This is a genomic window from Secundilactobacillus kimchicus JCM 15530 (genome assembly GCF_001433995.1).
In the GTDB taxonomy this organism is placed as follows: Bacteria; Bacillota; Bacilli; order Lactobacillales; family Lactobacillaceae; genus Secundilactobacillus; species Secundilactobacillus kimchicus.
Genome location: NZ_AZCX01000002.1, coordinates 179,177 through 193,965, shown reverse-complemented (window position 1 = coordinate 193,965; position 14,789 = coordinate 179,177). Strand labels below are relative to the sequence as shown.

Annotated in this window: 14 protein-coding genes; 4 read left to right on the top strand and 10 right to left on the bottom strand. The window is 47.0% G+C overall.

The genetic code is table 11. The features are described from left to right. The first annotated feature begins 167 nt into the window (after window positions 1-167). Window positions 168-1,463: a GTPase HflX gene (gene hflX / locus FC96_RS03390; protein ID WP_056942014.1), complete on the top strand. Its 1,296-nt coding sequence runs from the start codon at window positions 168-170 to the stop codon at window positions 1,461-1,463. Window positions 1,464-1,530: 67 nt separating this feature from the next. On the opposite strand, the gene FC96_RS03385 is transcribed toward hflX, so the two are convergent. From FC96_RS03385 to FC96_RS03345, 9 genes are all read right to left on the bottom strand, one after another. Then, window positions 1,531-2,205, bottom strand: coding sequence for an amino acid ABC transporter permease (locus FC96_RS03385; protein ID WP_054659295.1), 675 nt, complete (start codon window positions 2,203-2,205; stop codon window positions 1,531-1,533). Between the two features lie 13 nt (window positions 2,206-2,218). Beyond that, the gene (locus FC96_RS03380) at window positions 2,219-2,857 is read right to left on the bottom strand and encodes an amino acid ABC transporter permease (protein ID WP_054659293.1); all 639 of its coding nucleotides are present in this window, start codon (window positions 2,855-2,857) and stop codon (window positions 2,219-2,221) included. Then, window positions 2,854-3,684, bottom strand: a complete 831-nt coding sequence (locus FC96_RS03375) for a transporter substrate-binding domain-containing protein (RefSeq protein ID WP_056942013.1) — start codon at window positions 3,682-3,684, stop codon at window positions 2,854-2,856. Before FC96_RS03375 ends, FC96_RS03380 begins: the two co-directional genes overlap by 4 nt. A gap of 21 nt (window positions 3,685-3,705) precedes the next feature. Next, the gene (locus FC96_RS03370; protein WP_054659292.1) at window positions 3,706-4,446 is read right to left on the bottom strand and encodes an amino acid ABC transporter ATP-binding protein; all 741 of its coding nucleotides are present in this window, start codon (window positions 4,444-4,446) and stop codon (window positions 3,706-3,708) included. Between the two features lie 385 nt (window positions 4,447-4,831). After that, window positions 4,832-5,662, bottom strand: coding sequence for a DUF6681 family protein (locus FC96_RS03365; RefSeq protein WP_056942012.1), 831 nt, complete (start codon window positions 5,660-5,662; stop codon window positions 4,832-4,834). Between the two features lie 11 nt (window positions 5,663-5,673). Then, complete coding sequence (locus FC96_RS03360) at window positions 5,674-6,189, bottom strand: hypothetical protein (RefSeq protein WP_056942011.1); 516 nt, start codon at window positions 6,187-6,189, stop codon at window positions 5,674-5,676. Between the two features lie 102 nt (window positions 6,190-6,291). Next, entirely contained in the window at window positions 6,292-6,729 is a 438-nt protein-coding gene (locus FC96_RS03355; RefSeq protein ID WP_056942010.1) for a Fur family transcriptional regulator, read from the bottom strand. An 85-nt stretch (window positions 6,730-6,814) separates the two neighbouring features. Then, window positions 6,815-7,381: a nucleoside/nucleotide kinase family protein gene (locus FC96_RS03350; protein ID WP_056942009.1), complete on the bottom strand. Its 567-nt coding sequence runs from the start codon at window positions 7,379-7,381 to the stop codon at window positions 6,815-6,817. 16 nt (window positions 7,382-7,397) lie between these two features. Further along, window positions 7,398-7,826 (bottom strand): bis(5'-nucleosyl)-tetraphosphatase, encoded by a 429-nt coding sequence (locus FC96_RS03345; protein WP_054659286.1) that lies wholly within the window; start codon window positions 7,824-7,826, stop codon window positions 7,398-7,400. 175 nt (window positions 7,827-8,001) lie between these two features. Between FC96_RS03345 and FC96_RS03340 the strand changes: the two genes are divergently transcribed. Together FC96_RS03340 and FC96_RS03335 are read left to right on the top strand one after the other, a co-directional pair. Beyond that, window positions 8,002-9,405 (top strand): amino acid permease, encoded by a 1,404-nt coding sequence (locus tag FC96_RS03340; protein WP_054659284.1) that lies wholly within the window; start codon window positions 8,002-8,004, stop codon window positions 9,403-9,405. A 107-nt stretch (window positions 9,406-9,512) separates the two neighbouring features. After that, window positions 9,513-10,916, top strand: coding sequence for a DHA2 family efflux MFS transporter permease subunit (locus FC96_RS03335; RefSeq protein ID WP_056942008.1), 1,404 nt, complete (start codon window positions 9,513-9,515; stop codon window positions 10,914-10,916). A 101-nt stretch (window positions 10,917-11,017) separates the two neighbouring features. Here the strand turns inward: FC96_RS03335 and FC96_RS03330 are convergent, their stop codons facing one another. Further along, on the bottom strand, window positions 11,018-12,199 hold the full coding sequence (locus FC96_RS03330) for a cation:proton antiporter (RefSeq protein WP_056942007.1): 1,182 nt from the start codon (window positions 12,197-12,199) through the stop codon (window positions 11,018-11,020). A gap of 111 nt (window positions 12,200-12,310) precedes the next feature. Between FC96_RS03330 and FC96_RS03325 the strand changes: the two genes are divergently transcribed. Next, window positions 12,311-14,725 carry a Xaa-Pro dipeptidyl-peptidase gene (locus FC96_RS03325; protein ID WP_056942006.1) on the top strand — a complete coding sequence of 805 codons (2,415 nt, stop codon included), beginning with the start codon at window positions 12,311-12,313 and terminating at the stop codon, window positions 14,723-14,725. The last annotated feature ends 64 nt before the right edge of the window (window positions 14,726-14,789 follow it).

The window sequence follows — 14,789 nt, the reverse complement described above, 5'->3', positions numbered from 1 at the left end:
ACCATATTTTATCATTTTATTCAATTGGACACACTTTATTTGAGCAAGCAGTACGGTTCTTGTGAATATTTTTTCGTTATGATGCATGAACTCTACAATGATGATTCACATGTAATCAACGGTGGCGTGTTATACTCATACTAAGAGAAAACTAAGGAGGTACCACTTTGGCAGAAATCGAAACGGAACCTGTGATTACCATTGGACTGAACACAGGCGAAACGGACTATGACTATTCCATGGCAGAACTAGACGCTTTGTGTGAAGCTAATGCTTTGGCCGTTGTGGAAACCGTCACCCAAAACCTAAACCGGCCTGTAGCGGCCACCTACTTCGGTAGTGGCAAGGTCGACGAGCTCGCCACCATTGTACTGGACACCGGCGCCACCATGGTGGTTGCTAACGACGAGCTGACCCCCAGCCAGATTCGAAACCTTGAGGCTGTGGTTAAAGTGCCCGTTATGGATCGAACGGGTTTGATTTTGGCAATTTTCTCCAATCGGGCGCAGAGTCGCGAGGCCAAGCTCCAAGTCGAGCTGGCATCGTTGCAGTACCAAATGCCACGTCTACACACAGCGGCTTCCCAACGGCTGGACCAACAAACCGGGACCAGTGCGGGTGGTGGCTTCACCAACCGTGGAGCTGGTGAAGGCCAACGGGAATTAAACCGCCGGGTCTTGCAACGGCAAATCAACCACATTAGGCACGAATTAAAAGATGTCAACAAGGCGGCCGAAACTAAGCGTCAACAGCGCGAACGGGTCCAACTCCCGAACGTGGCCCTAATTGGCTATACGAACGCCGGCAAGTCCACGATTATGAACGCGTTGATTAAGCGGTTCGGTGTTAATGAAGATAAACAGGTGATGGTGAAAAACATGTTATTTGCCACTCTTGATACCAGTGTTCGTCAGCTTCAGTTTGACGACGCTAAGAAACTCCTGTTAAGTGACACCGTTGGGTTTGTTTCAAAACTACCAACCACTCTGGTAGAAGCCTTCAAATCTACGTTGTATGAAGCCGCTAACGCCGATTTGCTTGTTCAGGTCGTCGACTATTCCAGTGATAACCGGGATGACATGATGACCACTACGATGGACACGTTGCACGAAATTGGCGTGCCTGACCTCCCCATGGTCACCGTCTTCAACAAGGCCGATCTAACGGAGACGGATTATCCGTTCCGAACTGGCGACGATTTGATTATTTCGGCCAATGATGAGGCTTCCATCAACCTCCTCGTTGACGTCATCAAGGAAAAAGTGTTCAAAGACTATGTGACGGCCACGTTCCTCGTGCCGTTTGACAAAGGTGATGTTGTGTCTTATTTAAACGACCACGCGTCAGTGCTTGCAACGGAGTATGAAGCAACTGGAACTTTGATCAAAGCTGAAGTCACCACCATTGATTTTCACCGGTTCAGCGACTACCTCGTTGAAGACCGTGATTCAGCCAATAATTGAGTTTAGAGCCAACAAAAAACGGCGAACTTGTCAAATTCACAAGTTCACCGTTTTTTAATTTGCTGGTTTATGCTGCTTGTTTTCTGGTTGATCCCAAGCGCTTTTCAAGCCGGCGTGAAATCACAGACAGAATGTAGCACACAATGAAGTACATGATGGCCAACATCAAGAACATCGGCAAGATGTAGTTCGTATTTTGCCCGTAAATAATCTGGGCATTGTGCATCAAGTCTGGCAACACGATAATTGTGGCCAGTGACGTATCTTTAATCAATGAAATAAACTGACTCACAATCGCTGGAATCATCTTTTTCATGGCCTGTGGCAAAATAATATGCCACATTGCTTGCCAGTATGATAACCCAGAAGCCCGGGCACCTTCCATTTGGCCCTTCGGCACGGCTTGAATCCCGGACCGGACAATTTCGGCCAGCATGGTTGATTCAAAAATCACCATGGCGATGATTGTCGCCCAAATGGAACTGGGCCGTAACCCTAAGTTGGGCAACCCAAAATAGGTGAAGAAGATAATCAACAGCAACGGTAGGTTTCGAATGATATCAATGAATAACCCAACCAGTGGCGATAAAAATCGAATGTTAACATAGCGAATAATCCCTAAAATTGCACCAATCACGTAACTACCAATAATGGAAGCGACTGACACAAGCACGGTAACTCCAAGCCCTTCAATCAGGTAGCGCATGTTGAGCCATGAGTACGCATCGATAAATGATTGCATGAAAGTCCCTCCCTTAGGCTAGTCTCTTTTCAAGATATCTCATCCAGTAACTTAATGGTAACGTGATGATCAAGTACAACAGCCCAACGCAAACGTAAGTACTCATTGTACTTAACGAATCCGAGGCAATGACGTTGCCTTGATACATCAAGTCAAAACCGGCAACGAAGGCCAGCACTGACGAGTTTTTAACCAGGTTAATAAACTGGTTACCCAGTGGTGGAATCACGTACCGAAAGGCTTGCGGTAACACGATGTAGCGCATTGATTGCCACCATGACAACCCATTAGCCCGGGAGCCTTCCATTTGTCCTGGATCCACTGAGTTAATCCCAGCCCGAACGGTTTCAGCAATAAAGGCACTCGTGTAAATCGTCAACCCAATTGTTCCGGCAGTAAATCCATCGATCTTGAATAAGTACAACGGAATAACTACGTAGAAAAACATGGTGATAACCAATAATGGAATGTTTCGGAAAATTTCAATGTAAATTCGAGCAATCACTCGCAAGAACTTGATCGGTGTGGTTTCAAAAATTGCAAACATCGATCCGATGATCAAACTAAAGAAAAGTGAGATGACACTACATAGCAGCGTTTGACCGAATCCTTGAAGCAATTCACTACCATAATGAGCGAAAATTGTTGTCATCGTTCCATCTCCTTATAGTTAAATCCGGGAACGTTTGAGAACCACTTAGCTAACAACTTGTTGTATTGCCCGCTCTTTTCAACTTCAGTCAGAGCTTTAGCGATCTTCTTTTGAAAATCACCCTGACCCTTTCGCGTTGCGATCCCATACGGTTCCTTCGTAAACGTTCCACCAACTACCGAATAGCCTGGGTTTTCAACAGCCATCCCGTAAAGAATCCCGTTATCAGTCGTCAAAGCGTCCCCTTGGCCAGACTTCAAAGCCGTCATGGCTTGAGCGTAGTCAGATAGTTGTAACACACGTGCTTTTGGTGCCGCCTTTGCCACGTTTTGAACGGAGTTAGAACCAACCACACCAAGAACAGTTCGGCCACTGTGATTCAGATCCTTAATGTTGTGAATCGGGCTGCCGTTCTTAACCAGCAATGACTGACCGGCGTCAAAGTAAGACCGGGAGAAATCAACCTGCTTCGCCCGCTCTGGCGTGATGGTCATCGTTGCAATGATTGCGTCAATATTCCCGTTTTGGAGTAACGGCATCCGCGTCGAACTTGTCACTTGGACAAATTGAGCTTTGCCCTTTGGTCCCAAAATTTGCTTTGTTAAAGCCTTGGCTAAATCCACTTCGAACCCTTTGATTTGGCCATCCTTAACATCCATCAACCCAAATAATTTCGTATCAGCTTTCACACCCCAGGTCAGTGTGTTGGTCTCCTCCGCTCGAGTCACCACGTTTTGCTTTGAAAGTGGTGTCCCACATGAGGCAAGCAACAACAGCACCGCGAAACTAGAGATGAGTAAACCGATTGTTCGGATAACTTTCTTCATACTCTTAGTCCCCTTTACTGGTTAGTGCGTAATAATCTTGCTCAAGAATTGACGGGCCCGTTCATTACTTGGTTGGCCGTCAAAGAACTTCTCCTTGCTATCGTCTTCCAAAATTTGACCGTCAGCCATGAAGACGACCCGGTTAGCCACTTCTCGAGCGAAGCCCATTTCGTGGGTCACAACTAACATTGTCATATCGGAATCACGAGCGATATCTTTCATAACGTTCAACACATCGTCAATCATTTCAGGATCAAGGGCACTTGTTGGTTCGTCAAATAAAAGTGCTTTTGGTCGCATCGCAAGGGAGCGCGCAATGGCAATCCGTTGCTGTTGACCCCCTGAAAGTTGTTCTGGTAATTTTGGTGCCTGATCAGCTAAGCCAACTTGGTCGAGCAAATCCATCGCAATCTTTTTGTTTTCATCTTCTGGTCGGTGCAACACTAACCGTGGTGCCAGCATAATGTTTTCAAGAATGGACTTATTCGCATACAGGTTAAAGTGTTGGAAGACCATCCCCACGTTCTTGCGAATCCGGTTCATGTCCGTCTTCTTATTAGCCAAGTCCTGACCATTAACGATCAACTGCCCCTGTTGGATTGTTTCCAATCCATTAATGGTCCGAATCAACGTTGACTTACCAGAACCTGATGGGCCAATTAAAACGACCGTTTCACCAGAATCAATGGTTAAGTTAATATCATGCAAAGCATGAAAATCACCGTAATACTTTTCAACGTCGTGAAATTCAATCATTGACATAGCTGTTTCCCTCCGCCTTTTCAAATTAACATGTCGAAAGCCCGACACATCAGCGTGTTTGTACAGATATGAGTGAGCCAAACGCACAGTCCCCACCCCTCGCTAGGGTGTTTTCATTCACTTTTAATCTACACTCAATATAAATTCTATACCAAAAATTAAGTTCGGTCAAAATATTAATCGCCAAGAAGCGCTTAATATCAGCCTAAAATTGAGACAAAAATGATGAATAGCAATCGTTTCCGGCGTTGAAAAAAACTTTTATTGACCGAAAGAATATTCACTTTTACATTGAATATTCAGCCTAAAATGAGAATTTCATGGCATTTCATATAAAAAGCGTCAAATGATTTCACTATGAAATCATTTGACGCTTTGGTTTTGATTATGACGTTGTCCGTTCATAAGCTAACTGGACCCGGATCGCATAGGGCGCATCTTGTTCGATCGGTGCATTTCGGCCCATTGCCATGTGAGGCCCCCCCACTAAAATCGCATTGGCGAGGTATAGCTTCACCTGATCAGCCACCTGGCTAATGGGTTGCAGGCCGACCGTCGTGATTCGACCAACCGGTGCTTTATCAGCTTGGTTAATACCCGCTAGCACAATCAGCTGACCCGATTGGCGTTGTAGTTCAAAGTACGGCACTGAAACCCCCAAGCCAATCGCCCAAACTGGCTTGGTGTCCGTCTTGAGTTGGGTCGCAATCTGACGTGATGACAGCCCACCATAATTTGGCTTGACTAGGTTCAGACTCATCATCTTGGTGACAAGTCGGTTAATATTTTCCTGTTGGACGGCCGAAACGCTCACCTTCCCAGGAAGCACCTTCTTTTCATCAAAATACCCGTTCGCTGGCACATTGCGAATGCCCATGGGATTTTGCTGGGTCTCGGCCGCCTTCGCCTCCGCCGCTGGATCCGTACCCAGCGGCACGCCAAGTAATTTTTCAATTTTCGGCGAAATATCAAATGGTGGTTGCTTGCTTGTAAAATAATAAAAAATATTCATCACTAAAAAGTAAGCCAAGACGATTGAGGCCAGTAAAATCAAGCCACCCCGCAAATGAAATCCGTTTTGGAGGTAACGAATTCCAACGTATAGGAGATAGGCCACCCCTGGAACGCCCAAAATTGTATAGATCCGGTTTTTCAACTTCACATTCAAGTTGACGTACCCCAGATAATGATTGACCATATCTAAGAGACTAAACAAGCTAATTCCTCCTACCTTGTCACTTGTTGATTGGTCGTTTGACCATCATCAGTCGTTGTCTGATCATTAGTTTGGTTTTCTTGATTACCCGCCCCCGTCGCACCAGAGGACGTTCGTTGCTGATTGGTTGGGGTTGACGACTCCGACTCGTTACCCGATTCGTCATTTACTGACTGGTTTTTACCGTTATTTGTCGTTTTCTTCTTATTGTTAGTGGTTTTAGCCTCAGAAGTCTGAGTGCTATTAGCTTCACTCGTTTCGGTTTCCTCTCCAGAGGATTTCGAGGACGCTTTTTTGGACTCTGAGTCACTTGAATCCGACTCACTGTCGTCATCGCTGGACTTACTAAACTTTGAGCTTAGGCCTGTCGAATCAACGGATTCAACTAGACTCGACGAAACAGCCGTTTTCGGCGCCCCTTCATTTGAGTGTGTCGCCGTATTAACCACCACGTTGGTGGCGCCTAGTGCAAGCGCAACCGACACGATTGCAAATGGTGTAATAAATGGTGGTGTCCGGTAAGCCATGTTGTTATCCTCCCTCACTAAGTCGTGAATCTAGTATCTCAAAAACTTGTCAAGAAACAATAAAACAAACCTTAATATTTCACTAAGGTTTGTCCCAAATCCCTATGCGGTTGCCGCTTTTTGACAGTCCGGGCACAAACCGTATAGTTCAACGCGGTGACCATCGATTTGATAACCTGGTAACTGTTCTTGAAACACATCTAGTGGACATTCTTCTAATTCAGTCACTCGCCCACAGTTTTGACAAATAAAATGATGATGGTGCATATGAGCAAAATCACACTGGTACTTCACCCGTGCCTGATCGCCATTCATTTGTTGCTCCACCATGCCGGCTTCTTCAAACTCACGAATATTACGGTAGATGGTGTTATGACTCATACCGGGAAATTCCTGACGCATATACTCGTCGACCAATGTCACGTCGTGGTATTGGTCTTGGTGGTCTAGCAGATAGGTTAAAAGCGCCTTACGTTGTTTGGTTACTTTTAAATGATTCTTTTTTAAAAAATCTAGTGCTTGGGTTAATGTTTGTTGCATTGTTGTCACCTCTAAGTTCAGTAAATAATAACAATTACTATCTAAGTAAGTGTAACATATTCTACCCCAAACGCAACCGGAGAGGTTAGCCCTCTTTTACCCGCGTTAGATCAGCCATTAATGAGCCAAGGCGCCCTTTTGTTTGCTCCCAATCATCATTTTGGATGACTGTTGCGGCACCGTCGAGTTCAGTCGGCAGCTGCAGATCACGGCGGTATTCATCACTTTGAATCCGCGCTTCAATCATGGCAAGCTGGTCCCCCCGTCGCTCAATGCGATCCTTTAAGACACCGGTCTGACTCACAGTCAAGAAAAGGACCAGCGCTTGATCCCCCAGTTCGCGGACGTAGGTCAGGGCACCTTTGGTATCTAGAACAATGGAAACAATGGGTGCCGTTTGAAACGCCCGTTCCAAGCCTTCATAAGACGATCCATATTGATAGCCGGAATAGGTCACGGATTCCAAAAAATGGTTGTGGGAAAAGCTTTCCTTAGTCTCAAAGTAGTAGTCCACGCGATCACGCTCACCCGGTCTTTTTGGTCGGGTCGTGTGCGTAATAATTCGTGGTACCTGATAGCGGTCCCTTAAATATTGACTGACGGTTGTCTTACCAGTCCCTGTCGCGCCCGTTATGACAATCACTCGCTGCATCGTGGTTCCCCCTCGGTTAGTCATGATTGTTGATTTGCCGCCGAATGTACAGATCAGCTCGCGCCAATGCTGCTTTCAAATTGTCGTAAGTTAACCGATCGACGGCCTCAGCAGTCTTAAACCACCCAAAGTTTGCAATTTCTTCATCTTGCTTATCAATGTTGACGGTGGCTGGTACTTGACTCACAAACAGATGCACGGTTTTATGGTGACCGTTTGCCATATCGTAGTTCAGTTCATCGTGGTACTGTTCATCTATGGTGACCGTCAGCTTAGTTTCCTCCCGAATCTCACGTTCGGCGGTTGCTACTAACGTCTCCGTTCCCTCAACGTGGCCCTTCGGAAATCCCCAGAAATCACTGGTTGCACTTTTTAATAGTAAATACTCGGGCTGATCTGCCACAACTCGGTAAACAACAGCGCCACTCGCTACTTCAGTTACCATTTAACTGCCTCCTACAACTTGTGTTTCTACATATTTTAACATTCTCACACTAATGTGCACGTCAAATATCATCAAGAAAGCGGTCACAAAACGAATTATGATTGATTTACGCCCTTAATACAGTTAAAATTAATCTAACATTCTATTCATTATCTCATATTTTGGAGGAACTACTATGTCACTTGGATCACGTATTTTTCGTCGTGAGAAGATTGACCGCTACTTGGAAACTGACAAAAAGTTTGCCAAAACCATGTCAGCGTTTGATTTGATTGCACTTGGGATTGGAGCCGTCATTGGAACTGGGATCTTCATTTTACCCGGAACTGTCGCGGCAACTAAAGCCGGCCCCGGTACTATTTTATCCTTTGTTTTTGCGGCCGTCGTCTGTTCATTTGCCGCGATGTGTTACGCCGAATTTGCCTCAGCGATTCCGGTTGCCGGAAGTGCCTATTCCTATGGTAACTTAGTGTTTGGTGAAATCATCGGCTGGATTTTAGGTTGGGCACTGATTTTGGAATACGTGTTAGCTGTGGCGGCCGTTTCAACCGCCTGGGGGGCCTACTTTAAGTCCTTTATGACCGGCTTTCATGTCAACATTCCCGCCTCAATTGTCGGTCCGTTAGACCCGGCTCACGGCTCATATGGAAACTGGATTGCCATTATCATCGTATTATTTATTTCCTTCATGTTAAGTCGTGGCATGAAAGCATCTGTTCGTTTGAACAACATTATCGTGGTCGTTAAAATTGCCATCATTATTTTATTCATCATCGTTGGTGCTTTTTACGTCAAACCAACGAACTGGCACCCTTTCATGCCGTTCGGGATGAAAGGCGTGTTTGCTGGATCTGCCGCCGTCTTTTTCGCTTACTTAGGTTTTGACGCCGTCTCCAGTTCCGCAGCTGAGGTCAAAAACCCCAAGCGCAACATGCCAATTGGGATTATTGGGACCTTGATCATCGCAACGATTCTCTACGTCGGCGTTTCAATTGTTTTGACTGGGATGATTCGTTACACCAACTTAAACGTGGCTGACCCGGTTTCATTTGCCCTTCAAGTTGTGCACCAAAACTGGGCAGCTGGCATCATCGCCCTCGGCGCACTGGCAGGTATGTTCACCATGATGGTCACCATGATCTACAGTTCCTCGCGACTCATCTATTCCATTGGTCGTGACGGTTTATTACCAAAGTTTCTTGGTAAATTAGATAAAAATGGTAACCCCATTCACAGCCTGGTGACCATTACCATTGTTATTGCGATTTTAGGGGGATTTGTCCCGCTCGATCAACTGACCAACTTGGTTAATATTGGGACTCTGATTGCCTTTTTAGCTGTTTCAGTTGGGATTATTCCCCTCCGTCACAATAAGGAGATTGAAAATAACCAAGGCTTTGAAGTGCCTTTTTACCCGGTACTACCGATTATTTCAGCCATTTTGTGTCTTGCTATGTTGACCCAATTACCGGCTGAAACCTGGATTGCTTCAATTATCTGGTTTGGCTTCGGCCTAATCCTCTACTTCGGTTATGGGATGCGTCACAGCCGATTGAATGACCCAAACAACGTTGACTAATTATACTCGTGAAAAACTGCGGAAAAAATTCCGCAGTTTTTTTTGCCATTGACCGCTAATCAGCGTAAGATAATTATGTTAGTTAGCTAACATATTCAGGAGGTATTATGACAACAACTCGAAGCACAAAAATCTCACTTAATTTGATCTTAGCTATTTTGGCTGCTGGTCTGATGTCCTTCAGTGGCGTCATTGTAGAAACGGCTATGAACATCACGTTTCCAACGCTAATGACCGATATGCATGTTACAACTAGTACCGTTCAGTGGATGACAACTAGTTACCTGCTAGTTGTCGCAATCATCGTGCCAATATCAGCGACCTTGAAGCGCAACTTCCGCACGAAAACGCTGTTTATTATCGCTAATCTACTGTTCTTGGCAGGCCTCATCATCGATGTCTTTGCCCCCACATTTCCGATTCTGTTAGCTGGTCGGTTAATTCAGGGATTTGGGACCGGTATTGCGTTGCCACTCATGTTTAACATCATTTTGGAACAGGTCCCCCTTTCTAAAATCGGTCAAATGATGGGAATTGGGACGTTGATTACGGCGGTTGCCCCTGCCATTGGACCAACCTTTGGTGGCCTTGTTGTGGCTAGCGTCGGCTGGCGTTACATTTTCGTCACACTCATTCCCCTCATTTTAATTTCGCTCATTATGGGAATTACCACGATTAAACAGGTCAGCACAGTACAACGGTCAGCTTTAGACTGGCTCAGTCTACTGAGCGTAGCAGCCGGTTTTACCGGCCTCATCTTAGGATTTAACCAACTAAGTGAAGCCGGCTGGCTAAGTCCTCGCGTCCTAGGGCCAATCGTGGTTGGTCTGGCCGCTTTGGTCTTTCTCGTTTTCCGCTCACTCCACATTGAAAACCCCATTATTCACATGGAAAGTCTCAATAATTCGACATTCTTATTGCACCTCGTTGCGTTTTTCCTACTTCAATTCATCACGATTGGGATGTCCTTTTTACTGCCTAATTATATCCAGCTGGTCAACCATCAAAGTGCTTTCCAAGCAGGGCTTACTGTCTTGCCTGGTCCTGCACTCGGGGCCGTTATGGCACCCTTCGGCGGCCGACTCTTAGACCGATTCGGCGCAAAACGCCCGATTATGGCCTCAACTATCCTGTACATGGTTGCCCTTTCTGGATTTGCCATCTTCGCTCAGAATCTGTCCGTATTTGCCATTGCCGGTCTGTACGCCGTTTTGATGTTCGGCGCTGGTCTGGGTTTTGGCAATACGATGACAAATGGTTTAAAACAACTTTCGCCTGCTGCTCAAGCCGATGGAAATGCCGTTATGAACACCATTCAACAGTTTGCCGGGGCAACCGGGACTGCGATTGTTTCGACGCTTGTGGCCCTCAGCCAAACCTCTTTAAAAGCCTCGGGTACCGTTATTGCAACAGCTACCGGAACGCAACACGCGTTTATCGTTCTCTTAATAGGCTCAATAATTGCCTTTGGCTTGCTTTTTAAAGCGTTGTTCACATCTAACAAAGCCTGAGCTTTTTACCTAACGCAAAAAAACAGGAATCCGGTGAATGAACCGGGTTCCCGTTTTTTTGATGTCGTGGCCAACTAGGAAACATTCATCCTAACTAGTGACTAGTCATCGTTGCGAGCCGCTTTTGGACTAGGTAATAATGAAATTGCGTGCTTCAGCATTAATGGTGCTAATACCGTTGATAACACAATAACGATGATAATTTCTGAATATAACTCAGGTGCTAATAAGTGCGCCTCATAGCCAATCTGAGCAATAATTAGCGCCATCTCTCCGCGGGAAATCATCCCCGCCCCGACCACGTAAGAACTCTTCAGATTAAACCCGAGGAATCTCGCACCAAGACCGCCACCAATCAACTTAGTCAGGAGGGCCGCAATGGTCAGTCCAATAATGAGTAAGAGGTTCGTTAACAGGTGATCTAAGCGCATATCAAGCCCAACGCTGACGAAGAAAATTGGCACAAAGAAAGCATACCCAATCGGGCTGATTGTCGACGTCACTTCCTTATGCGCTGGCGTTTGGGCAATCGCAATACCGGCAAAAAAGGCCCCGATAACGGCACTTAATCCTGTTAAATCGGCCAAATAAGCCATTCCCATACACAGCACGAGTGACATAATTGACGTCGCTTGCGGCACTGGAAGCCGTTCAAATAGGCGAATAAAGTGCGGTGCTAACCAGCGAATAATCAGGTAGACCATGACAAAGTAGGCCACTTGCAGCAGGAGACTTTGCCATAACGGCATCGAAGAATCTTGCCCACCAGTGACATTTCCAAACATGCTAACAAACACACTCAAAATCAGCACGGCCAAAATATCATCAACGACAGCCGCTCCTAGAACGGTAGCGCCCTCCTTGGAATTGAGCCGGCCAAATTCTCGCAACACCTCGACGCTAATTGAAACGGAGGTCGCTGAAAAGACGACGCCCCAGAATAGCGAGCGTTCAAACCCTTGGTGCATCACTTCGCCATAGATGTAAAAGACTACCATTGGCAAAATGACACCTAGCGTTGCCACACTGATTGCAGGTCGGAAATATTTTTTCAGTAACTGCAAGTCGCTTTCGAGTCCTGCGATAAACATCAAGATAATGACGCCAATTTCAGCGCCAGCGTGCAGCAAACTATCGGGTCGAACCCAACCTAATACCGCTGGTCCAAGCAGAATGCCAACTAGCAGTTGGCCGATCACAATTGGCATGGACGCCCGCTGACTTAGGGCCCCAGCAATCGTTGTCGCAAATAAAATCAGTGCAATTTCACCAATATAGCCCATCTATGGCCCTCCTTTTAACTTATCGCTTTTAGTATAACATGCCACTTTTCCCGTACCCAATTGGAATCCTCGTTGTATAATACGTTTAACCCGCAAAATTGGAGGTTTCTCATGCGACTTAATCAATTTGCAATCACCCCCACCACTCTGGAAACAGAAGTGAGGGAGCTTAAACGGATTCACTTTATCGATGACCAAACTAGCCAGCTACCGCCGTTAGCAGCTTTAATCGTCTTACTTGACCAGAGCTTTCCAGAAGCCCAATCGGCAGCAACCAAGCGGAATCGGCGAGCTGGACTCATGGCAACGACAACACTGACCGTGGCCGACCTTGAGGCGCCAGCAACAATCACACCGACGATTTTCGCTAATTTGTATTTACAACTACTTGGTTTCGAGCCCGGCGAGCAATTTGACCTGGCTGATCCTTATGCCATCAATCATTTAGTCAACTTGCCGCGCTTCACGCACGACCTGACCACGATTGACCTCATCCACGGTTGGTACCAATTGCTCGTGACCCATACCGTCATGGGACAGACCTACCTTGACGACCTGACCTCGCGCGGTTATTTTGAACCCCTCGTTCACGATCCAACCACCCCAAGACCGCTGTTCTTCAACGGTAAGGCCCAACCGGTCTATGATGTGACGACCCTTATTCGCGAAGCCGTATATGTCGAATCCCCTCAAGACAGTGATAGCGACGGCCAGCGTGACCTCTTAAAAGTTGAAATTACCCGACCTGGTGAGACTGCAGCCGGCATCAAAGTACCTGTTCTCTACACCGCATCCCCTTACAATCAAGGGACCAATGACGCGGCAGGTGATCGACTCATGCACGATGTTAACGTGCCGCTCACCGAAAAGCGGCCCACCAGTGGGATATCTGAGACGTCATCGTCAACAACCCCACTGCCTGCCGCTCGGACCATCACGGCACCAGAAGAACCAGCTAACGAAACCCTCGGGAATGGCTTTGAATACAGCCTAAATGACTACTTTTTGGCTCGAGGCTTTGCGGTCGTCTACGCCGCAGGGATTGGAACCAAAGACTCAGATGGATTAAGAACCACCGGGGATCCGCAAGAAACCATCTCCACGGTCGCGGTCATTCAATGGCTCACCGGGACCCTCCCAGCCTTTACCGACCGGCAAGCCAACCATCCAACACGGGCTTTTTGGAGTACCGGAAACGTTGCAATGACTGGCCGCTCTTACCTGGGAACATTGGCAACTGCAGCGGCAACGACTGGCATCGACGGCCTTAAAACCATCATCTCAGAAGCCGCAATCTCCAGCTGGTACGATTACTACCGTGAAAATGGTCTGGTCGTTGCACCTGGCGGCTTTCCTGGTGAAGACACTGACGTTTTGGCCCTTGAAACGTTCTCTCGGCAGCAACGTGCTGGTGAAGCCCACAAAATCCAGGAAAAGTGGCGAACGCAGCTTAACCGGTTAACCCACGATCAAGACCGAGAAACTGGCAACTATAACGCCTTTTGGGATGCCCGGAACTACCGCCAAAACGTCGCCCACATCAAAGCTGATATCGTGTTGGTTCACGGCCTAAACGACTGGAACGTGAAGCCCCGACAAGTCGAACGTTTGTGGCAAGCGCTGCGTGACGTTCCCGTCACTAAAAAGCTGATTTTACACCAGGGCCCTCACATCTACATTAACAACTTTCGATCATTAGACTTCACAGATATGATGAACCTCTGGCTGAGCTATAAACTGTACGACGTTGATAATGATGCCGATCAACTGCTCCCACCAGTTTTGATTCAGGATAATGCCAAACCTGAGACTTGGCATCCACAGACCGACTGGGCGGCGCCGGAAACCCCGCTTCAAACCTGGTACGGGCAAAATGGCCTTTTAACCCAGCAAGCGCCAACTCACGCAACCGAAAGTCGTTTTAACGATCAGCTTTCGACCCAGACCTTCGCCCACTACATCCACAACCTGTCGCAGTGGGCGCACGACCTGATGACACCCACAATTACCCCGTTAACGGGGCACCGACTCTTGCTTCAAAGTGCGCCGCTGAATGCTGCCATTACCATGGATGGCGTGCCTCAGTTAACGGTCACGGTGGCCAGCACTCAACCAATTGGTCTGTTGAGTGCTCGATTGGTTGATTACGGGCTTTTCAAACGACTGGGCCGATTACCAGCAACACTGGCGGGCCAGGCTATGGATCTCGGATTTCACTACCGCAAGGAAGTGCTACGCGACTACCAACTTGCACCAACCGCAAGTCCCTACCAGTTGATTTCGTTGGGCCATCTAAACCTTCAAAACCGGCAGGCTCCCGACGTGGTCCAACCCATCGTTCCGGGGCAAAAAATGACCGTTCAACTGGCACTGCAACCGACCCATTACGTCTTACCGGCTGGCCACCAGTTGGGACTGATCCTTTACGCGACGGATTTTGAAATGACTATCCGTGGTAACCAGCCCATTACCTATACGATCGATATGGCGACAACCCGGCTTGACCTCCCAATCCTAACCAAATGAACTTTTACGGTCACAGACGGCATTCAGTGATAAACTAGTAAGGAATTATTTTTAAGAGAAATGA